The sequence below is a fragment of the Candidatus Zixiibacteriota bacterium genome (genome assembly GCA_017999435.1).
Classification (GTDB): Bacteria; Zixibacteria; MSB-5A5; order GN15; family FEB-12; genus JAGNLV01.
In genome coordinates this window covers 322,033-342,017 of record JAGNLV010000003.1, presented here as the reverse complement: position 1 = coordinate 342,017, position 19,985 = coordinate 322,033, and the positions used below count along the sequence as shown (strand labels likewise).

17 protein-coding genes and 1 tRNA gene are annotated in these 19,985 nt (G+C 63.7%); 6 read left to right on the top strand and 12 right to left on the bottom strand.

What is annotated here, in order from left to right:
- Positions 1-25: 25 nt before the first annotated feature.
- Together KA261_09515 and KA261_09510 are read left to right on the top strand one after the other, a co-directional pair.
- A complete protein-coding gene (locus tag KA261_09515) occupies positions 26-1,738 on the top strand; it encodes a serine/threonine protein kinase (GenBank protein ID MBP7698035.1) in 1,713 nt (570 codons plus the stop codon).
- Positions 1,739-1,884: 146 nt separating this feature from the next.
- Entirely contained in the window at positions 1,885-3,903 is a 2,019-nt protein-coding gene (locus KA261_09510) for a tetratricopeptide repeat protein (protein MBP7698034.1), read from the top strand.
- Between the two features lie 24 nt (positions 3,904-3,927).
- Here the strand turns inward: KA261_09510 and panB are convergent, their stop codons facing one another.
- The 6 genes from panB to KA261_09480 are packed head-to-tail and all read right to left on the bottom strand — an operon-like array spanning position 3,928 to position 8,191.
- Positions 3,928-4,761, bottom strand: coding sequence for a 3-methyl-2-oxobutanoate hydroxymethyltransferase (panB, locus tag KA261_09505; protein ID MBP7698033.1), 834 nt, complete (start codon positions 4,759-4,761; stop codon positions 3,928-3,930).
- 12 nt (positions 4,762-4,773) lie between these two features.
- Positions 4,774-5,439, bottom strand: a complete 666-nt coding sequence (locus KA261_09500) for a deoxynucleoside kinase (GenBank protein MBP7698032.1) — start codon at positions 5,437-5,439, stop codon at positions 4,774-4,776.
- Positions 5,420-5,932, bottom strand: a complete 513-nt coding sequence (gene folK, locus KA261_09495; GenBank protein MBP7698031.1) for a 2-amino-4-hydroxy-6-hydroxymethyldihydropteridine diphosphokinase — start codon at positions 5,930-5,932, stop codon at positions 5,420-5,422. Before folK ends, KA261_09500 begins: the two co-directional genes overlap by 20 nt.
- Positions 5,933-5,942: 10 nt before the next feature.
- Positions 5,943-6,344: a dihydroneopterin aldolase gene (gene folB, locus KA261_09490; GenBank protein ID MBP7698030.1), complete on the bottom strand. Its 402-nt coding sequence runs from the start codon at positions 6,342-6,344 to the stop codon at positions 5,943-5,945.
- Positions 6,341-7,522: a pyridoxal phosphate-dependent aminotransferase gene (locus tag KA261_09485; GenBank protein MBP7698029.1), complete on the bottom strand. Its 1,182-nt coding sequence runs from the start codon at positions 7,520-7,522 to the stop codon at positions 6,341-6,343. The genes folB and KA261_09485 overlap by 4 nt, the downstream gene beginning before the upstream one ends.
- Before the next feature lie 3 nt (positions 7,523-7,525).
- Positions 7,526-8,191, bottom strand: a complete 666-nt coding sequence (locus KA261_09480; GenBank protein MBP7698028.1) for a class II aldolase/adducin family protein — start codon at positions 8,189-8,191, stop codon at positions 7,526-7,528.
- A gap of 315 nt (positions 8,192-8,506) precedes the next feature.
- Between KA261_09480 and KA261_09475 the strand changes: the two genes are divergently transcribed.
- Together KA261_09475 and KA261_09470 are read left to right on the top strand one after the other, a co-directional pair.
- Positions 8,507-9,931 carry a trypsin-like peptidase domain-containing protein gene (locus KA261_09475; protein ID MBP7698027.1) on the top strand — a complete coding sequence of 475 codons (1,425 nt, stop codon included), beginning with the start codon at positions 8,507-8,509 and terminating at the stop codon, positions 9,929-9,931.
- A 99-nt stretch (positions 9,932-10,030) separates the two neighbouring features.
- Positions 10,031-10,885, top strand: coding sequence for a sigma-70 family RNA polymerase sigma factor (locus KA261_09470; protein ID MBP7698026.1), 855 nt, complete (start codon positions 10,031-10,033; stop codon positions 10,883-10,885).
- Positions 10,886-10,943: 58 nt separating this feature from the next.
- Here KA261_09470 and KA261_09465 read toward each other — a convergent pair whose 3' ends face one another.
- Both KA261_09465 and KA261_09460 read right to left on the bottom strand, forming a co-directional pair.
- Positions 10,944-12,455: a glycosyltransferase family 39 protein gene (locus KA261_09465; protein MBP7698025.1), complete on the bottom strand. Its 1,512-nt coding sequence runs from the start codon at positions 12,453-12,455 to the stop codon at positions 10,944-10,946.
- Positions 12,456-12,457: 2 nt separating this feature from the next.
- Positions 12,458-15,043, bottom strand: a complete 2,586-nt coding sequence (locus KA261_09460) for a hypothetical protein (GenBank protein ID MBP7698024.1) — start codon at positions 15,041-15,043, stop codon at positions 12,458-12,460.
- A 269-nt stretch (positions 15,044-15,312) separates the two neighbouring features.
- On the opposite strand from KA261_09460, the gene KA261_09455 reads away from it, so the two are divergent.
- Both KA261_09455 and KA261_09450 read left to right on the top strand, forming a co-directional pair.
- A tRNA-Leu gene (locus KA261_09455) sits at positions 15,313-15,396 on the top strand.
- 110 nt (positions 15,397-15,506) lie between these two features.
- Positions 15,507-16,592 carry a site-specific integrase gene (locus tag KA261_09450; protein ID MBP7698023.1) on the top strand — a complete coding sequence of 362 codons (1,086 nt, stop codon included), beginning with the start codon at positions 15,507-15,509 and terminating at the stop codon, positions 16,590-16,592.
- A gap of 208 nt (positions 16,593-16,800) precedes the next feature.
- Here KA261_09450 and KA261_09445 read toward each other — a convergent pair whose 3' ends face one another.
- From KA261_09445 to KA261_09430, 4 genes are all read right to left on the bottom strand, one after another.
- Positions 16,801-17,643: a hypothetical protein gene (locus KA261_09445; protein ID MBP7698022.1), complete on the bottom strand. Its 843-nt coding sequence runs from the start codon at positions 17,641-17,643 to the stop codon at positions 16,801-16,803.
- A 499-nt stretch (positions 17,644-18,142) separates the two neighbouring features.
- Positions 18,143-18,355, bottom strand: a complete 213-nt coding sequence (locus tag KA261_09440; protein MBP7698021.1) for a helix-turn-helix domain-containing protein — start codon at positions 18,353-18,355, stop codon at positions 18,143-18,145.
- Positions 18,348-19,469: a tyrosine-type recombinase/integrase gene (locus tag KA261_09435; protein ID MBP7698020.1), complete on the bottom strand. Its 1,122-nt coding sequence runs from the start codon at positions 19,467-19,469 to the stop codon at positions 18,348-18,350. The genes KA261_09440 and KA261_09435 overlap by 8 nt, the downstream gene beginning before the upstream one ends.
- Positions 19,459-19,911 carry a hypothetical protein gene (locus tag KA261_09430; protein ID MBP7698019.1) on the bottom strand — a complete coding sequence of 151 codons (453 nt, stop codon included), beginning with the start codon at positions 19,909-19,911 and terminating at the stop codon, positions 19,459-19,461. Before KA261_09430 ends, KA261_09435 begins: the two co-directional genes overlap by 11 nt.
- Between the last annotated feature and the right edge of the window lie 74 nt (positions 19,912-19,985).

Below are 19,985 nucleotides of genomic sequence, written 5' to 3'. Positions count from 1 at the left end.
GTTTTTCTTTGCCGATGGGCACGATATGACGCAAGCTGTCGACAACCCGGCGCCCCCCAAGGCGGTCCGGATCGGGCCGTACCTGCTGACGGCGAAAATCGGCCAGGGAGGGATCGCCGTCATCTACAAGGGCCGGCAGGAATCGCTCGACCGGGACGTCGCGATCAAGATTCTCTCGCCGAATCTTTCCACCGACCCGGACATTGTCCGCCGCTTCGAGCGCGAGTCGATGGTCATCGCCCGGCTCAACCACCCCAACATCGTCCACATCATCGACAAGGGGGAGGCGGGCGGCCGCTACTACTTCGTCATGGACTACATCGACGGGACCTCGCTGCGGGAGGTGATCGACTCGGCCAAGATCCCGCTGCGGACGAAACTCGAGATGATCGTGCAGGTGTGCAAGGCGCTCGACTACGCCCACAAGAACGGCGTGATCCACCGCGACATCAAGCCGGCCAACATCCTCATCGACCGCCAGGGCAATGCCCTGGTGGCGGATTTCGGAATCGCCCAGATTGTCGGGACGCCGGAGGCCGAGATGACGGCTTCTGACGTTGTGATGGGGACGCTGTCGTACATGTCGCCCGAACAAAAAGTCAGCTCAGCCGGGGTGGACCACACCACCGACATCTACGCCGTGGGCGTGATCCTGTACGAGATCCTGTGCGGGAAAAAGCCGCTCGGGAAGTTCAAACTCCCTTCGGAGATCACGGCCGACCTGGGAGAGGCCTACGACGGGATCATTTCGAAGTGCCTCGCCCAGGACCGGGGCGAGCGGTACCAAGCGGCGGTCGAGCTCAAGGACGCGCTGCTTGAGGCAATGGGGGGCGGGAGCCTGCGCGGCGACACCTCCGACCTGACCGTCTCCGGGACCGAATCGTTTCTGGGGAAATGCCGGTACCTCGACACCATCCGCGAGACCCAGTTCGGCTCGACCATCCTGGTGGAAAACCGGGTCAACAAGCGGCTCTACGTGATCAAGAAACATCACAAGGGAGAGGCGGGGCGCAAGGAGGCCAAGCTCCTGGCGACGCTCAAGCACGAGCACATTGTCGATATCTACGGAGCGGGCGGGGACCGGAAGTCGACGGTGATTATCGCGGAGTACATGCAGGGCGGCTCGCTGGCCGACCGGATGGTGCGGAAGTACGACTGGGAGAAAGCGCTCGCGATCATCCGTCAGGTCGCCGCCGCCGTCGACTTCGCCCACAAGAACAACATCCTCCACGGCAATCTCCGCCCCTCCAACATCCTGTTTGACAAAGACGACGTCGTGAAGCTCTCCGATTTCGCCCTGCCGATTCACTACGACGGTCCCAAGCAGAAGAACTGGTACAGCCCGCCGGAGCGGAAGAGCTCGCGCCAGGGGGATGTGTACGGGATCGGCGTGATCCTGCACCAGATGCTCACCGGGCGCAACCCGCGGTACGACGAGAACGACAACCTGGATCTCGACGACATCCGCATGTTCCTGCCCGAAGAGATCGCGGCCATGCTTGACCGGCTGCTGGCGATCCGGATCGCGCGGCGGTACAGGTCGTGCGCAGAGTTCCTCCTGGACTGGGAGGATTTCGACCGCCGGCGGCAGGAGGAGCGCCGGCAGCAGGAGAGCCGCGCGGCGGCGGCGCCGGCCGCGGTCCCCGGAAAACCGGTCTGGCTCTACCTGGCGATCGGAGCCGGGATTGCCTTCGCCCTGTTCACCGTGCTCTACCTCGCCGGCGTCTTCAGCCTCTGACTACCCCACTCACCGGCCGGTCCTCACCCGAGGCCGGCCCATTCTCCGCCGACCAGGGCCGCCGGGAAAGCTTGTCTTGCACCCGCCGCCGGTGTATACTGGCGTAAGTCTTCCTGCGGAGGGAACACGGCGCCATGGCGGCAACAATGCGAAGAGAGTTCATCGGGGTCGGCATCATCTACGCGCTCGCTACCGGGCTGGTGCTCCTCGCTTCGACCGTTCGGCCGAGGGGGCTCTGGGCTTTCTCGGCCGCGTCGTACTTCGGGGATCCGTGGGCGTGGGCGCCGGCGGCGGCGGCCGTGCTGTGGGCCGCCGCGGTCCTTCTCTATGGGCGGCGGGCCGGCGACGGGGGGGACGCGTCCGACGGCGGTCGCCGTTTCGCCTGGTGGGCGGTCAGCCACACGGCGCTTATGGCGGCGCTGTTTATCGGCCTGCGGGCCAGAACCCATTTTCTCGGCGACGGCTACACGCTGCTGGGGACGTACGCCACGGAGAATCCGCTCATCAAGTCGCGGGCGCTCGGGGAAGCGCTCGTGCACCTGTGGGTGCGCGACCTGGTCGGCGGGCCGACCAAGGCGGCGGCGCTGCTGAGTTTTCAGGTGCTGGCGGTGGGGGCCGGGCTGATCTACTTAGGGCTGGTCTGGTGGGCGGCCGCGCGGCTGTTTGAACACCGGCGCGAGCGCCTGCTCTTTGCGGTCGGGATGACAACCCCGGGGTACATGCTGCTGTATTGCGGCTACGTTGAACTGTACGCCCTATTTGTCACGGCCGTGGCGGCTTTCGGGCTGGTGGGTCTGCTGGCGGCGGAGGGGCGCATCCGCCGGTGGTGGATCCTCGCGCCGCTGGCGGCAGCCGCCCTGCTTCACGTCATGGGGGTCGTGCTGATTCCGGCGGCCGTGTTCCTGCTCCTGGCCGATACCGGGATCGGCCGCGCGCTGGGGCGCGCCTCGCGCGGCGTGAAAGCAGCGCTCGCGGTGGGTCTGCTGGCGGCCGTACTCGCCGTCTTCCGGCATGCGATGGCGACGTGGTCTTTCTTCCGGCTGGCGTTTTTGCCGCCGACCCCGAACCGGTTCACCGTCGGAGGGTACACCCTCTTCTCCGACACGCACCTGCTCGACTTTGTCAACCAGGCGCTGGTTCTGTTTCCGGGGCTGTTGGTGTGCGTGCCGGCGTTGATGCCGGCGCTCCGGCGGCGCGGCGCCGGGAAACGGGCGGTGATGTTTCTCGCGCTCTTTGGTCTCGGCGCCGCCGGCGCGGTGTTCATCTTCGATCCAAAACTCGGGATGCCGCGCGACTGGGATCTGTTCGCCTTCGCGGGCGTGCCGATCGCGCTCGTCTGTCTGTATCCGCTGGTCCGGCGGCTCCGCGCGGTGGCGGTCGCGGCGCCGGCGGTGCTGCTGGCGCTCGGCCTCAACGTCATCATCCTGGGCGGCCGGGCGGCTCTCCAGACGGCGCCCGAAGCCTCCGCCGACCAGTTCCAGCAACTCATGAACTGGGATCTGCCGAAGAGCCAGATCAGTTGGACCATCCTCGTCTCCTACTACCTTGACCGGGGAGACTCGACGCAGGCGCAGGAGTTGTACGACGCCTGGCTGGCCCGGTTTCCCGGCTACCTGTGGAATCGCGACGGGCTGGATCGGCTCCACGAGGGGAAATATCCGGAGGCGCTCGCTCTGTTTCGGCAGGTGATGCAGGCCAACCCGGCGTTCAGCCCGGCCTACGGCAATCTCGGTGCAACGTTCCTGGCCGCGGGTCGGCTCGACAGCGCTGAAATCTATATCGACATTGCTCTCGGAATGAGTCCGCATCAGCCGGTCAACATGGTGAACCGCGGCAAGCTCCTCTGGTTGCAGGGCGACAAGGATGGGGCGGTGAAGTGGTATCGCCGGGCGCTGGCGATGGATTCCACCGAGCATCGGGCCGCGCTCGGGCTGGCCGACTACTACCGCGACAAGCGCGACCGCGATCTCTATTTCCGGTACCTCGAGCTCGCCAACGCGTATGGCGGGGCGCCGCCGGGCCGGATGGCGGAACTGGGAACATACTTTCTCGCGACCGGGCGGCGGACACAGGGGGAGGAGTGCATCCGGCGCGCCGTGGAGGCCGGGCTGGACTCCGCCACGACGAACCGCTTGCGGGAGCTGTACCCGGACCTGGGCTTGTAGGGGATAAGGCGCCCGGGCGTCCGATCAGTGCGGCTGCGGGCCGAACGATTCGTCATCGCCGGGGAAATCGCCGGATTTCACGTCTTCGATGTAGCGCCTGACGGCGTCGGCGATGATCGTCTTCAGGTCCGCATATTCCCGCAGGAACTTGGGGCGGAAACCCTCCTCGTGCAGACCGAGCATGTCGTTGATCACGAGCACCTGGCCGTCGCAGTGCGCGCCGGCGCCGATGCCGATCGTGGCGGCCGTGTGGAGTGACTCGGTGATCTCGCGCGCGACGTCGGCCTGCATCAATTCGAGCACGATCGAGAAGCAGCCGGCCTCTTCGAGAGCGAGCGCGGATTCTCTCAGGTAGGTGCGGGAGCGTTCCTCGCGTCCCTGGACCTTGGGGCCGCCGAAGCGGTGGATCGACTGCGGGGTGAGCCCGATGTGCCCCATGACGGGGATGCCGAAGCCGACCAGTTTAGCCGCCAGCGGAGCGATTTCCAGCCCCCCCTCGATCTTCACCGCCTGCGCACCCGCCTTGAGAAACCCGCCGGCGTTGCGGATCGCCGTCTCCTCGGAGGGCTGGAAAGAGAGGAAGGGCATGTCGGCGATCACCAGGGCGCGTTTCGCCCCGCGGGCGACCGCGGCCGTGTGCGCGACCATGATCTCGGTCGTGATCGGAATCGTGGAGTCGAAACCGTGGAGCACATTCGCGGCCGAGTCGCCGACCAGAACGGCGTCGATACCGGCCGCATCGAGGAGGGCGGCCGTGAAAGCGTCGTACGCGGTCAGGACAGTGATCTTCTCGCCTTTGGCCTTCTTCGTGATGAAGGTCTGAATCGTGGTGCGCTTGGTTTGGCTGACTTTCGACATGGGCTTGCTCGCTCACCCGATGCGGGCGGTGTCGCCGGACGGGGAGTAGTACTTCTTGCCGGCGATCGGTTTGTGCAGCTGGTCGATGAGATCGTCGAAATGGCTCGGGTTGTTGACGAAGTCGATGTTCTCGGTCTTTACCACCAGCAGCGGCGTCTCGGTGTAGTTGAAGAAGTAGTAGTCGTAGGCCTTGTTGAGCACTTCGATGTAGTCGGTGTCGATCGATTTCTCGAACGGGTAGTTGCGGTGCCGAATGCGCTCGAGCAGTTTGGGCGTGGAGGCCTGGAGGTAAATCACGAGATCGGGCTTCGGGACATCCTGGGCCAGCGCCGGGGCGATCTTGTTGTAGAGGGCCAGCTCGCGGTCGGACAGATTGACCGAAGCGAAAATGGCGTCTTTGGCGAAGAGGTAGTCGGAGACGACGCGTTTGGCGAACAGGTCGTGGGTGCGAAGCTGCTGCTGCTGCTGGAACCGCGACATGAGGAAATAGAGCTGGCAGGACAGGGCAAAGCGCTTGCGGTTCTTGTAGAAATCGACCAGGAAGGGATTGTTGAAGGCGTCTTCATAGATGACGTCGGCCTCGATCCGCTCGGCCAGCATGGTCGCGAACGTCGTCTTGCCGACGCCGATGACGCCTTCGACGGCAATGTAATTCGGCTCAGATGAAACGGGCGGCATACTCTTTGTACAGCAGCACCTGGTTTCGGTGGTCATCGGTCACTGACGCGGCAATCGGTTCCCGGGTGACCGGATGCACGAGCTCGGGGTCGATCTGGAGAAGCGGGATCATGACAAACCCGCGGTGGAGCAGTTCGCGGTGGGGAACGGTCAGCCGGTCGGTCGCGATCACGGCGTCGCCGAACAGGAGGATGTCGAGGTCGATGGGGCGGGGGAGTTTGCCGCCTTTGTCGGTGCGGCCGAGGAGCCGTTCGATTTTCTCCAGCTCGTCGAGGAGTTCCTGCGCGCGGTAGGCGTACTCCGCCTTGACGACCTGGTTGAGGAAAGCGGGGTTCTCCCCCTCCATCCCGTCGGCCTCGCTGATGTAAATGGCCGACGCGTCGATCAGCTCGATGCCGGGAATGTGGGCGAGGCGGTCGCGGGCGGCCCCAAGGTTGCGTTCGCGGTCGCCGAGGTTGGATCCCAGGAGCAGGTAGACAGTGGTCGCGGGCATGCGGGTCTCCTCAGAGTGTAGAGCGGTTGTCGCCCACCAGTTTTGACGGATCGGCCTGATAGCGGGTGATCTCGACCTCGATATACCTGATATGGCCGGCTATCGGCGGCGTCAGTTTGCGCACGTGCAAAGTTACCCGGTACACGGGAAATCTGTCAAGCAGTTTGATGGCGAGGTCGGCGGCCAGGCGTTCGAGCAGGGCGAACGATTTCCCCTCGACCGTCTCGCGCACGACCGTGTACACTTCGTCGTAGTCGACCGTGTCGCGGAGTTCATCGGAGCGTCCGGCCTCGGCCAGATCGACCTCGAGCGCGCAGTCCACCTCGTAGCGCCGGCCGGTGGCGCGCTCCTCGGCGGTTACGCCGTGGTAGCCGTAGAAGGCCATGCCGACGATGCGGATGACGTCTTTCATGAGTCCTCCGGCGGCCGCAGCAAGTGGGGGCGCCGGCGGAGGCGCTCGCCCGCCTGGGCATAAAGTTCAGCGGGGGCGGTGAGGGAGAAGCGGAGGTATCCTTCGCCGCTGTCTCCGAACGCGGTGCCGGGCAGGGCGAGGATGCGCCCGCGCAGGTACAGGCGGCCGGCTGCAACCGCCGCCGACCGCCGCCGTTCCAGGCGCGCCCAGAGGAAGGGCACGGTATCGTAGCCGCTGACTGCCAGGCCGAGCCGGTCGACGAGCCGGACAGCCTCCGCCCTGGAGGCGGCGATGGCGGTCTGCAGGCGCCGGAGCGGTTCGCCGGGGAACTGGCGGACGGCGGCGATGGCCCGCTCGACGGCGTACGCCGGGAGGAAGGGGGGCGCCAGGCGCAAAGCGTGGCGCACACCGCTGATGATGTCCCGGTTGCCGGCCACGAATCCGAGAGGAAGGCGGGGCAGGCCGAACAGGTAAGAGAATGACCCGATTTCCGCCCCGTTACGCCGTCCCCCGGGAAGTGCCAGCAGCGAGGCCGGTCGGCCGGGGGCCAGCGTCAGGTAGGCGGCGTCGTTGATCACGCCGGTCTGGTGGCGGGCGGCCAGGGCGAGCAGATCCCCCAGTTCGCGTTCGCCGAGGACGGCCCCGGTCGGGTTGTGCGGGGTGTTCAGAAACAGCAGGCGAGCGGCTTTGCCGACCCGGCTCTCCAGCGGCTCGAAGTCAGGCTGCCAGCCATTCTTCGGGCTGACCCGGTAGACGATCGGTTCGCCGCCGCAGGCGACGGCCGCGCGGCGGTACAGCGGCAGACCGATTTCGGGCACCAGGACGGCGTCGCCGCGGTCGACAAAAGCAGTCGCGAGCGCCATGGTCAGGATCGTGACTCCGCCGCCGATGCAGATTTCTTTGTCGGGATGGAGCCGCACCCCGAAGCGCGTCTGGTACCAAGCCGCCAGTTCGCTCCGAAGGCGGGCGAGCTGTTCGCGGTCGGCCTGGCCGAGCCGAGCCGGGGGCGCCGGGTCGCCCTCATCGAACGCAATTGGCCAGGAGAAAGTCGCCAGGTCGGTGGCCGGCGTCTTGCGGATGAGCGAGCGGCGGGCCTTTTCCGGAAGGAACGCGGCCAGTTCGGGTGGGAGTTGGTAGAGCCGGTCGGCCTTTTCGATAACAACTTTCTTGGGGACCATATATCAGCGTCCTGAACCCCCCGCCCAAGGTTGCGCGGACCGGCGGCGCAGGTCGGTCAGGCGGCGGAAATCTTCATCAGGGATACGGGCGATTGTTCCTAACTGACGGGCCAGCAGAAGGATGCGGGCATAGTGTTCGACCGTCTCGTGGCGGTTGTAGGCCTCTTCCGGGTCGGCTCCGAGCGTGAGCAAGCCGTGGTTCTGCAACAGGAAAGCGTTGTGGTCTCGGAAAAAGGGCGTCAGGGAAGCGGGCACGGCATCGGTTCCCGGCGGGGCGTACCCGGCCAGGGCGATGGGGCCGACGAATAGAACGACCTCAGGGAGTATGTCCTCGGGGAGCGGTTCGCCGGCCACGGCGAAGGCGGTGGCGTGGGGGGCGTGCGAGTGGACGCAGGCGCCGACATCGGGCCGCGCGCGGTAGACCGCGAGGTGCATCGCGCACTCGCTGGAGGGGCGGTGCGCCCCCGAAAGCTGACGGCCCTCGGCATCCACCACGACCAGGCTGTCGGGGGCCAAAAAGCCCTTGGCGGCTCCGGAGGGGGTGACCAGTATGCTGCCGTCAGCCAACCGGATCGACAGGTTTCCATCGGTGCCGGCCAGAAGGCCGCGCTCGTAGAGACGGCGACCGAGCGCGACTATCACCTCGCGGGCGTCGCGGAGAGAATCCATTGGGCGCAAGGTAGGCCGTTTTCGTCCGTAAGTCAATATTTCCGCAGGAACTTCGGGGCCGGGCGGGGGTTTGACCAGGAGAGGATGCGAGAAGAATGAATCAATTGGGCGAGGGGTGCGTAGATCAGGCGGGGTTGGGCGGTCCGGGTGCGCGTGTGTGAGGACGAGTCAAACAAAATCTTGACATGGCGATGGAAATTTCGTATCATAATAGGCTCTTTGGCTGGAGGAAAGCGACAAGTGGATAGGACTGTCCGTTCCCCGCAGAAACACACATTTCGGGGGTTTACATCTGTCGCGGTGGCTTTTTTCGCCGTGGCGTGTGTGGCGGTGGGGGTGCTGATCTCCGCCGGTTTCGACCTTTCTCCCCAGTCGGCCGCCCAGCCGCCCGCGGGCGCGGGCGATCTCAGCGTCTACCCGGTGGTAGAACGCAACGGGGAGTTGGAGTCGCCCTTTGTCGCGGTGGTCGAGCGGGTGCAGGACGCCGTGGTCAACATCGCGGCGCGCTCGCAGGAACAGGATCTTCCCTGGTGGCACCAGCGGGCCGGCCTGGCGACCTCGTCGGGCAGCGGCTTTTTTTTCCGCAAGGACGGCTACATCCTGACCAACAATCACGTGGTGGCCAACGCGCTGGAACTCACGGTGCGCACGGCCGACGGATTTGAATACGAGGCCAAGCTGGTCGGCGCCGACTCGGCCACCGACCTGGCCGTCATCAAGGTCGAGCCGGAACACGACGCAACCGTCATCCCGTTCGGCGACTCGGACAAGCTCAAGGTAGGGGACTGGGCGATCGCGATCGGCAACCCGTTCCCGCAGCAGGGGCTGGACCGGACCGTGACGGTGGGGGTCATCTCGGCTATCGGCCGTAGCCAGCTCAATTTCGGGCTGGGGGAGACACCCGAATACCAGTACTACATCCAGACGGATGCCTCGATCAACCCCGGAAACTCGGGCGGGCCGCTGCTGAATCTGCGCGGGGAGTGTGTCGGCGTGAACGCGGCGATTTCTTCGCCGACAGGCGGGTCGGTCGGGATCGGCTTCGCCATTCCGATCAACCTCGCGCGGGCGGTGGTCCCGGACCTGATTGAACTGGGACGGGCGCAGCGTGGCTGGCTGGGGGTGTGGCTCGCCAACGTGACCGAGCGCGAGGCCAAGCGCCAGGGGCTGGATGCCGTCCGGGGCGTGCGCATCGACTCGGTGTTCTCCGGTTCGCCGGCCGAGCGGGCGGGGATCCGCAGCGGCGACATTATTCTGAAATTCAACGGGCGGGAAGTGAACAACGCCAGCCAGTTGTCGGTCCTCGTGTCGACCGTGCGCAGCGGCGACCAGGTGGACGTGGAACTGGTGCGGAACGGGGCGCGCCAGACGGTGCGGACGGCGATCGGCGACCGGGATTCGTACCTGGCGTCGGCCGAGACCGCTCCCGCGCCGGCCGAGGGTTACGATCTCTACCGCTGGCTGGGGATGGAGTTGCTGACGTTCACGCCGGAAATCGCGGCCGCCGTGTCGGTCGAGCATGTGCCGGGCGTGTATGTCGGGCGGGTCTACCCGGGTTCTCCCGCCGACCAGGCATCGATCACCCGGGGCACGATTATTTTGCAGGTGAACAACGAGGTTGTCAAAGCGCTGGACGATGTCGAGAAGATTGCCCGCGGGCTCGCCGGGACCAGGCAGCGCGTGCCGCTGATTGTCCAGGAGCCGGACGGATCGATCACCCGGAAGGTGTTGCGACCGTAACCCAGCGCCGGTGGTATAAACAGCAGTCGAGCAAGCGTGCCGCGCGGGGTCGCGCAGCGGTTTACCGCTACTTCTACAGGAAGGAGATAGTCGTAAACAGTGGCTAAACAGTCCCTTAAGTATCGCGATGAGGACAGATCGCTGGATCTGTACCTGCGCGAGATCGGGGAAACACCTTTGATCAGCGCCGAGGAAGAGGTGCGCCTGGCCCGTCGGATCAAGCAGGGCGATAAGAAGGCCCTGGAGAAACTTACCAAGGCCAATTTGCGCTTCGTCGTCTCGGTCGCCAAGCAGTATCAGAATCAGGGTCTGTCCCTGGCCGATCTCATCAACGAGGGCAATATCGGCCTCATCAAAGCGGCCAAGCGGTTTGACGAGACCCGCGGATTCAAGTTTATTTCGTACGCGGTGTGGTGGATTCGCCAGGCGATTCTGCAGGCGCTCGCGGAGCAGAGCCGGATCGTGCGCCTCCCCCTCAACCGGGTCGGCACCCTCCACAAGATCGGCAAGGTGTCCAGCCGGCTGGAGCAGGGGCTCGGCCGCGAACCCTCCCCCGAGGAGATCGCCAAAGAACTCGAGTTGACCGAAGGGGAGGTGGCGGATACGCTCAAGATCTCCAACTCGCACCTGTCGCTCGACGCCCCGTTTTCGGTGTCGGAGGACAACTCGCTCATCGACGTGCTCGAGGACGAGTTCCAGCCGTCGCCCGACGAGGCGCTCCTGAAAGACTCGCTGCGGGTGGAGATTGAGAAGGCGCTGGATACGCTGACGCCCCGCGAGGCGGAGGTGATCAACCTGTATTTCGGTCTGAACCACGAGAAGGCGCTGACGCTCGAGGAAATCGGCGCGCGTTTCTCGCTGACCCGCGAACGGGTCCGTCAGATCAAGGAGAAGGCGATTCGCCGCCTTCGCCACGCCTCGCGCAGCCGTTCGCTGCGCGCGTACCTGAACTGATCGACAACAGAATAGGCATCGTGAGAAGCCGGCCGCAAGGCCGGCTTTTTTGTCTGGGCTAGTCGGCTTTCGGGACGTACAGGCGGTCAGGACGGACCAGCCATCCCGCGCGAGGGTAAAACACGTGCTGCAGTTCGAACAGCGGGGCGCCGGGGGCATAGGCGGCTTCGACGTCCTTCTGGAAGAAGTCGCCGTCGAGGACAATCGCGGCAAACCGGCGGCCGCGAATGGCACGCGATATGGTGCCGGTCATCTCGCGAGTAATCTCGGGATGTTCGGCCGACGACCAGACATCGCGGATCGCCTGAAAGTGCGCCCACGTGCGCTTGCCGGCCATGGAGGCGTAGTAACCGTGGTAGGGGAGGTACACATCGCCGGGAATGGCGGCCAGGCGTTCGATGAGCTGGCGCCCTGCGGCTTTGTCCTCGGCCGCCGGAACGTGGTTCGACGGGTTGTACACACCGAGCGTCAATTGCAGGGCCGCGAGCAGATACGCCGCGAGCAAGCCGGCGCGCCACTTGGCTGTCCCGTCGGCCCGGATCGCCGCCTCGAGGCGCCCGAGGCCAAGGCCGAAGAGGAGGGCGATCAGGACGCAGGCGGGAATGAGCGTGTTGGTCCAGCCGCCGGGCTGGACGCGGGCGATAAACGCGATGGCGATCAGCCCGAGCGCGAGGGCAGCGTAAAACAGGCGCGCGTACCGATTTCCCCTGACCATCAGGCAGACCAACGCCGCAAGGGCAACCGGCGCGGCAATCGGAAAGGCCCGCAGGAGATCATCGACAACCACCGTGAGCAGCAGCGCGGGCAGATTCTGAGCGGTGAAGACGTTATCGCCGAGTTCAACGGCATAGAAATAAAACCAGCCGTCGGAGACGAGATTGAATGCCAACGAGGCGCCGCCGGCGACCACGATTGCGCCCGCGGCAGAGAGGAACGCTCGACGCCACTGCACAAACAGGCACGCGAACAACACGGCCGCGGCGACAGGACCAGCCGCCTGTTTAGTGAGGAAGGCGAGGGCGAACAGCACGCCGGAGACGACGGCGCCGCGAGTTGAGAGATCGAAACGGAACACATACGCGGCGGAGAGAAGAAGCGCAATGAAGAGCGAGTCGACCCGGGCGAGGTCATAAAAATACCCGGTGACCGGGTAAGCAGCCGCGAACAACCCGGCGGAGATGAGGCCCGGAAGGGCTCGTCCGGTCTCCCGTTTGACGAACAGGTACAAAAGGAGCATGGCCAGCAGCGCGCCGAGAATGGAGACGAGACGCAGGGGAAAGAACCCGGGACCTGTGATCACGCATAAAGCGGCAGAGACATAGTAGTACAGCGGCGTGTAGCGGAAGGGGACAAAATCAACCGTCGGTGCCACATATAGCAATCGGCCGTCGAGAATGCGGCAGACATGATCGACCACCGCCCCCTCCATCCATTCCAGCTCGAAGGGATAAGCCAGCCGCAGGGCGGCAGTGGCGAGGACAACACCGACAAATGCGAAGGAGCCGAGTCCCAGGACGATCTTAAGTCCACGTTCGACGAAACGGAAGAGGCGATCGGCGCGCGGCGGCATGCTCACGGCTCCGGAATTGACGTGGCGCGGGCGTCGGCGGCGAATTGACTGGCCTCGTGCCGGAAGAGCTCGTCGCCAGATTCGGCTGCGAGGTTGCTGCACGTGCTGACTGGGAGGGCGCGGCGGTCAACATTGGCGGGCAGGCGGCGGCCGAGGCAGCAGAAGCTGCGCGTCACAGGCTGACGCGACTCAACGAGATAGCGCTTCACACAAGTGACCGATGCCTCGTAAAGCCGGCGCGCTGAAACGGATCGCGCGAAGCGATAGTAGTCGGAGACGCCGGTGACTGCGGCGAGAATGCCCTCGGGGGCAGCGCCCGACGTAACGCGATGCGGATACTCCTCGATCCGGATGTAGCCGCCGGAATCCACCGGCGTCACCCACGGATTCCTCCCCGCTCGAGTCGGGACGAGGAAGTTGAAGTAAGTGTGACCGAGGTTGCGGAATTCCTCGTTCCCAGTCGTCTCCCACAAACGCATACTCACGCAGAGGGCCTCGCCCTGGGCCGTTCCGGAGTAACAAGCGGCCTTGCGAGTGGTTTCGCGCGGCGAACGGTTCTTCTTGTCAAAAGGATACGGCAGAGAGCGGGCATCGCGAACTGTATCGGCGCGTGACACCGGCTCGCGGATCCGTTTTGCGTCCCGGTCGAGCAAGTCCGGCTCTTGGGTCGCGGGACATGCACCCACAAAGTGCGGACATCGGTGAATCGCCTCGACCGGCTGGCAGTGGAAATAGCCATCGAGATCGATCATCTCGATACCGTCAGGGTTAAGGGGTTGGCGGAAGCTTCGGCCGCAGTCGACACCGACGCTGGTTGCGGGTGGATTGCCGCCGGGAAGGGCAACAAGACCCCGACTGAGGGTGCAGGCGTGGGCCAGGGAGAGGGTGTCGGGCGTCCGGGTCACCGGTGCAGGCAGGTTCAAGCTGTCGATAAGGTACTCCCTGCCGACGATGGCATCGCGGCGGACGTAGTGACCGGACATCATATCCCGGCCGTAGTTTGCTTTCACCCAATTGTCCGGCCATTCCAGGATGGCGATATACTGCTGTCTGAATCGTGGATCGTCATCAAAAGAGGCACGGTAGGTCCAGTTGCCGTGCGTGTGGATGAAGGTGGGCTTGATCTGGTCGAACACGTAGTCACGGAATTTTGGCGCTTTGCGATAGAGGGTTCTCGCGATTACTTTGTCTGTCAGGCGCCCCAAGTCGTACACTTTCAGTCGGGAGTACCAGAGCGGGGCGCCGACATCAGGGAGGAGCACGGAAGCGTCGGGGATGCGCAGAATGTCGGCGTAGCGGTCGAAGCGGAAGGCGTAGTCCTCGGCCACGCGCCCAAAGTCGACCACCGGCGCCTTGTAGAATGCCTGGAGTCGGGGCCAGTGCTCGCGGGCGGTCCCGCCCAGGAGAACGGCCCCGGTCAGCAGGACCAGGGCGTCGAGTGTCCAGCGCCGCTGCGTAATGTGGTCGAGCCAGAGGAAGGCCACCGCCCCCGCCAGCGCGCACCAGAAAAGGAAAAACGGGGTGGCGAAACGGTACTCCCCCATCCAGTCATCCGGCATGAGAAGGTAGACGCCGTAGGCGACAAACGTGAGAGCCACCATCATCACCAGAGGACGCACCCGGATCGACCGGGCCAGCAGCGCGGTGATCCCGGCCACCAGAATGAGCAGCAGCACCGCCCACCACTGCGGGCCGAAAAACGAAGAGAGAAGTTCGTCGGCTTTGGGGAGGAATTCCCCCTGCAGGGTCAGGGCCGGGATGAGATCCCGCGGCCGGGGCCCGCCTTTCGCGTAATACGTGTTGGGCAGCCAGTCCCCGAAATACCAGTGGCGGAAATAGAGGAAGCCGCCGCAGAGGAGACTGAGGTAGAGCAGGTACTGCAGCAGGTGGGAGAGTTTGCGGCCGACCAGTTCGCCCACCATCGAAAACGGCCGCAGAAGGACCGCCAGCGGAAAGATGACGGCGTAGGCGATTCCATCGGGGCGCGTCAGCCCAGCGGCCAACACCAGCAGGGCGGCTCCGAGCGGATACCGGAACGATGTGTGGTTGCGCTCGATATAGCGCAGGGTGAGCAGGAGGAGGGCGGTCGCGAGCAGCGCGTAAAGAGAATTCTCCAGCCCGGAGGTGGTCCAGATCACGAACGAGGCGTTGGCGGCGAGCAGCAGAAGAGCCAGCAGAGCGGCGGCGCGGCTGCCGTTGGTGAGCCGCACGACCGCCCGGTACATCAGGTAAAACGTGATGACGATGAGGCCGAGACCGACCAGTTTCGGCGTGAGGTACACGTCGAACGCCTGGAAGCGGATAAACGGGACCATCAGGAGCAGCCACAGCGTGTTGGAGTAGCCCTCGACCGGACTGGCGCCGGGCTGCGCCACCAACCCGTGCCCCTGGGCGAGACTGCGGGCATAGGCGAACGTGATCCCGGCGTCGTCGACCAGCCACATCCGCAGAGGGTACGCCAGGGCGGCATATACGGCGAGCGGGATCAGGACTACGAGTATGTCGCGCCAGCGGTGGCGGAGGTTTTCGGGCTGCAGGACAGTTTCGCCTCGTTGGAGGGGAAGGCCGGGATCGGCGTGAGTATACATGATGCCGCTTGCAGTCTCCGTTTGGCGGTACCGTCGCCGCCCCGGCCGAGAGCCATGGGGTCGGGCGCTCCGCCACGGTCTCGGGCGGGGCACGGTATCGTCTTTTCGGGAAACAAGTTGGGGACCGGCCGGGGCGAGGCGCAAGGTTAAAACCGGGCGCCCGGGCGACGGGGAATAGCCTGAAAATTGGGGTTGCGCGGCGGAGAATTGCCCGTATATTGGCCCCTACCGAGCCCGGTCGCCGGGTCCGGACGGATCTGACACACACTGCCGAAGTGGTGAAACTGGTAGACGCGCTGCGTTCAGGGCGCAGTGTCCGCAAGGACGTGGGGGTTCGAGTCCCCCCTTCGGCACTTAGATTTGATCGTTCCGATCAACTTTCCATTTGACAATGACTTAGCCTGTTGTATATTGGCCATAGCGGCGGTCTGTGACCAATTTGTGACCATGAGAAGACGCCACCATGGGTACGATATACAAGCGCGGCGATGTCTGGTACCTCGACATCCGCGTCAATGGCCGTCGCGTCAGACGCCGCGTCGGAAAGACGAAGAGGATAGCCGAACTCGCCCTCAGAGATGCTGAAGTCAAGGTCGCCCGGGAAGAGTTCGGCTTCAGCCATGCGAGGGTTCCGCTGCGGGAGTTCTTCGAGTCGTTTCTCGATTACAGCTGGGCGACTCATCGGCCGACAACGACAGACCGCTACCGGGCCGTCATCGACCACTTCAGGGAGTTTCTGCTTGGGATGCCGAAGGTCAACTGCGTTTCCGATGTCAGCCCCGAGGTTATCGATCGCTTCAAGGTCTTCCGCAAGAGCCCAAACGGAAATGCCACCGGCGTCCAGACGGATGGAAACGAGTCAACCAGGCCGGCCAGAGCCCGCACAATCAACTTTGAGATCGATACCCTCAGGCTCGTGTTCAATTTGGCAATCAAATGGGGGTATATTCGGGAGAATCCCACCAAAGGTATCGTTAAACTCAGAGTCGAGGAGAGCAAGTCGCCGCGCTTTCTTTCGGTTGAAGAGTGCAGGAGATTCCTGGATGCCTGTCCGTCGGATCTGTATGCAGTTTACTATACCTTCCTGCAGACGGGGATGCGCAAAGCCGAGTTGGAGAACTTGACCTGGGCCGATGTCGACCTGGAGCGGCGTCAGATCGCAATCCGTAGGAAGAAGGGTTGGCAGCCCAAGACGGGGGAGCGGGAGATCCCGATCAGTGACGGCTTGCTCAAGCTCCTGCGGCGGCTGCATAGGATTCGCGACTGCGGCGACTCGGACTACGTTTTTGCGGTCAAGACGTCCGGCAAAACCATCCACAACTACTTGCGCGACGAACTCATCAGAATCGCCAAGGCCGCTGGTATTGAGAATCTGACGAAAGTCCACACACTGCGCCATACTTTTGCCAGCCACCTGGTCATGCAGGGAGTAGACCTTCCGACCGTTCAGAAGCTGATGGGTCATTCGGATATTTCGACGACGATGGTGTACGCCCATCTCGCGCCGGATCATCTGTCGGCGGCGGTGAACAAACTTCCGTTTGGCTGAAATCCGCTTGCCCGGAGCTGGCCGGCCGACGGTCAAGAAGTTGATGGGGCACTCGGATATTCAGACGACGATGATCTACGCCCACCTGGCGCCGGACCATCTGGCCGAGGCGGTGGACAGGCTCGCGTTCGAGGATTGACTCACTGTACAACAGAAAGGGGCGGCTGGCGGCCGCCCCATTTTGTCATTTCGGTAGAACGGTCAAGGCTCACGGGCACGCAGCCGGGGCCGGCCCGCCGCGGAACACATGGGCAATGAGGTAGGTAAGGTCCGATATCTTCAGTTCACCGTCCGCGACAACGTCCGCCTCCTCCAGGCACAGCGGTGCAGGTCCACCTCGGAACACTGCTGCGATCAGATAGGTGATATCCGCGATCGTGATCCGGTCCTCTTCATCGAAATCAACATTCCCTCTGATGCCGTTGCAGCACTTGGTCCACTCAGCGAGGTAGGCAGACGTCTTGCTTCCCGCAATCGTGAATTGGCCCCCCGCGATCAGCTTGCCGTCGTAGACGGTCAGGGCATAGACATAGTTATCCATCCCCGACCCCAGGGGGGACCAACTGCTCCCATCCCAGGAGGCTACTCTGTTCGCCCCCACGCCGCCGGCCCTGGCGAAATAGCCCCCCGCGATCAGCTTACCGTCGTAGACGGTCAGGGCACAGACACTTCCATCTACGCCGGGAACGCATGGGGAGATGGTGGGATCCCAATAGATGTCATCGGGGTGGTCGGCGAGGGAAGCAGGAAAGGAAGCCTGGAAGTTCAGCTCACGGGTGGCGGGGTCGATCCGTGACTCAACGCCTTCGATCTCAAGCGGGCCTTCGTAGCCGGAGCGCCGAGCGGCGTCGAGGTCGAACCGGCCGTCGGCAGTGAGGAACCCGCCGATGCTGCGGCCGGAAGGCTGCGGGCCCGCCGGCACATGCTGGCCGAACGCACTGAACGCTGTCAGCCCCATCAAACCCGCGCACATTGCCGCTGTCAGAACGAGCCAATTCACCTGCTTCTTATCATGCACGCTCCCAGCGACCCCGCCATCAATCGTCCCCATACAGACCTCCTTCCTTAAGCAGAAGTTTCTGGGGACATTCCACTGCATTCTACTCGTTCCCGGCATTAGGCAAGGACCTTACACAGTAACTCCACCTTTCCTTCTCATCTGGTGAGAGGCCAGGCCGGCAGGCCGAATTGGCAATGCAATCAAACCAGATAACCACTATCGTTGACCAATCTTTCATTTCTGCATACCCCTGCGTTTGCGGGCAAGACCCTGCGCTTTGTACTCATTCTTACCTCAGGCACCGTTCGGATCTCCGGAACTGTGCCTGCAGACAACGCCAGAGCCGACTCACGAGAGTGCACCCTGCGCTGTTATGCCAAGAAATAGTGAGAGCCGCCCACGATATCAAGGGGAAAGGCGAAACCCGGCGACTTGCCGCGCTCATCGCCGCCGGGTCTCTCATCGTCCATGGACACCGTCGGCTCGACTGCCCACCATAGTTCAACAAGAACTCTGGTGGCCGGCAGACTTGGTGGTCGACCAGAAACCGTTACGACATCAACCGGTTCACATCAACCCGACGACTCGTGCGGCCATTGTTCGTCAGTGTCGCTATCCACTCGTCGAGATCCTCGGCCCGGAACCGCACGAGGTTTCGCAGCTTGACGTGCGGGATATACTCCTGACTCGTCCACTGGTAGATCGTGGACTTCTTCACGCCGAGCAGGTCGGCCGCTTCTTGCGGGGTCAGGAGTTTATTCATTGTAGCTACCCCCTTGCCGCCGGCGGTGCTTTTCCACTACAGCCAGAATCTCCTTAGCCATCTCCGTGTTGACTTCGCCGGAACCGGATGCATCGCCGGGATGAAAGTCCATTGTTCTGATGATTCCATCTACCTCCACGGCTTCCAGGCGCCCGTAGCTCGTCAAGGTCGTGGCGATATGCTCGTGGCCGAAGTTCTGGCTAATGGCGCGAAGCTGCTCGGCCGTCCGGCAATGGCGCATGGCGATGTGGAAGGCAGCATGCCGGAACGAGTGCGGATGGTAGTATTCGAGCCCGGCTTCGGCGGCCCGCCTCTTGAGGATTTCTCGGATCGGACCGGTGCCTTTCCAGAACACCGGCTCGACACCGATCGCTGAGAAGCAGAGCCCGTCGGCCTGTTCGATCTTGCTCCGTGGGAAGAGCGGATCGGCAGGGCCGAAGAGCTTGACCGTAATCAAGTACCTTGCCCAGTCCCGCACGTACCCGATCAACCGGTCGTCAAAAGCCATCAGGGTGGTGACAATCGTCTTGCTGAACTTCGTCTGAACCCCGGCGTTCGGGTCTTGACTAACCACCAGGCTATCGACATTCAGACACCCAAGGGGCAGTGTCGCAACCGCCTGATCTCGCATGGCGCTGACCAGAAGGAAGGCAATCAGGGCCTGATCCCGCCGGTCGATGTCGGTCTGAGGACTGATGGAGCCGGTGAGCTGGAGCACGTATTCCAGCGTCGGGCACCGGACCGGCCGGGACGCGACCACTTTTTGTACCGCCTTCTTGTCGAGGGCAAGGTATGCGACGTCGTCGAGGCTGATCCTCGATTTGTAGCCCGCCTGCCCGGACAGCCAGGTAAAGAACGCCCTGAGATATCGCAGGGTATGGTAGACCGTTCCGGGAGAGAGCGCCCGACCACCCGTTCCTTCCTCCAGCCATCGCTTGAACCCCACCGCGCGGGCGCGGTTGAACTTGCGGAAGTCCTCCCGGCCCGAGTATTCTTCGTAGCGGCAGATGGCTTGGTTGTAGGCGTCGATGGTCGATTCCGCCAGCCCATCCGCTTCGTCCAGCCGCTCGAAATACCGCCGTTTGATCTTGGCGTTGGCCACGTTAGTTTGCATGATACCCCTCCCTGCTCAAGTCAGTCTCCACGCAGTTACCGGCAGCACCCCATAAACGTCCATTACGCAGCGCGAGTATCGCCTCCCAAACCGAGCCCAAGAGCTTCTTCCGGGTGGCAAACCGCGTGAGGAGGCAGTCGCAAATGGGGCACTTTCCCTTGATCAAAGCGAACTCATCGTCGCGTCCCATCCGGCGGCCATCCCATTCAATGCGGAGGTCCCGGAGGTTCGATTCCCTCGCCGCCCGGCATCTGGGGCAGTAGAACTCAGAGGGCCGGAGGGGGCAGCTCCTCCTTTTGCGTCGGTCGGCGGCAAACCGCCTGACTTCCTCGCCCAGGAAGAGCAAGGGTCGGTCGCCTGGATTGATCGGGGACATGCCGTCTCGATGCCACACCTGAACGGTGCGGACATGGACGCCCAGCACGCGGGCCAGTTCGCGCATGGTGTAGCTCCTGCGGAGTTTCAGGAGCCGGGTTGGATGGTTTCGTCGCCTTTTCATCGCTTCACCAAACAAGG

Bases quoted from the DNA above. Each gene is read 5' to 3' on its own strand.
- KA261_09435 (MBP7698020.1), bottom strand. From the start codon at position 19,469: ATGCAAACTAACGTGGCCAACGCCAAGATCAAACGGCGGTATTTCGAG.
- KA261_09500 (MBP7698032.1), bottom strand. From the start codon at position 5,439: ATGCCGCCCGTTTCATCTGAGCCGAATTACATTGCCGTCGAAGGCGTC.
- KA261_09430 (MBP7698019.1), bottom strand. From the start codon at position 19,911: ATGCGCGAACTGGCCCGCGTGCTGGGCGTCCATGTCCGCACCGTTCAG.
- KA261_09445 (MBP7698022.1), bottom strand. From the start codon at position 17,643: ATGGGGACGATTGATGGCGGGGTCGCTGGGAGCGTGCATGATAAGAAG.
- KA261_09480 (MBP7698028.1), bottom strand. From the start codon at position 8,191: ATGGATTCTCTCCGCGACGCCCGCGAGGTGATAGTCGCGCTCGGTCGC.
- KA261_09465 (MBP7698025.1), bottom strand. From the start codon at position 12,455: ATGCCGCCGCGCGCCGATCGCCTCTTCCGTTTCGTCGAACGTGGACTT.
- panB (MBP7698033.1), bottom strand. From the start codon at position 4,761: ATGTCGAAAGTCAGCCAAACCAAGCGCACCACGATTCAGACCTTCATC.
- folK (MBP7698031.1), bottom strand. From the start codon at position 5,932: ATGCCCGCGACCACTGTCTACCTGCTCCTGGGATCCAACCTCGGCGAC.
- folB (MBP7698030.1), bottom strand. From the start codon at position 6,344: ATGAAAGACGTCATCCGCATCGTCGGCATGGCCTTCTACGGCTACCAC.
- KA261_09460 (MBP7698024.1), bottom strand. From the start codon at position 15,043: ATGTATACTCACGCCGATCCCGGCCTTCCCCTCCAACGAGGCGAAACT.
- KA261_09515 (MBP7698035.1), top strand. From the start codon at position 26: ATGACGCAAGCTGTCGACAACCCGGCGCCCCCCAAGGCGGTCCGGATC.
- KA261_09485 (MBP7698029.1), bottom strand. From the start codon at position 7,522: ATGGTCCCCAAGAAAGTTGTTATCGAAAAGGCCGACCGGCTCTACCAA.
- KA261_09440 (MBP7698021.1), bottom strand. From the start codon at position 18,355: ATGAATAAACTCCTGACCCCGCAAGAAGCGGCCGACCTGCTCGGCGTG.
- KA261_09510 (MBP7698034.1), top strand. From the start codon at position 1,885: ATGCGAAGAGAGTTCATCGGGGTCGGCATCATCTACGCGCTCGCTACC.
- KA261_09450 (MBP7698023.1), top strand. From the start codon at position 15,507: ATGGGTACGATATACAAGCGCGGCGATGTCTGGTACCTCGACATCCGC.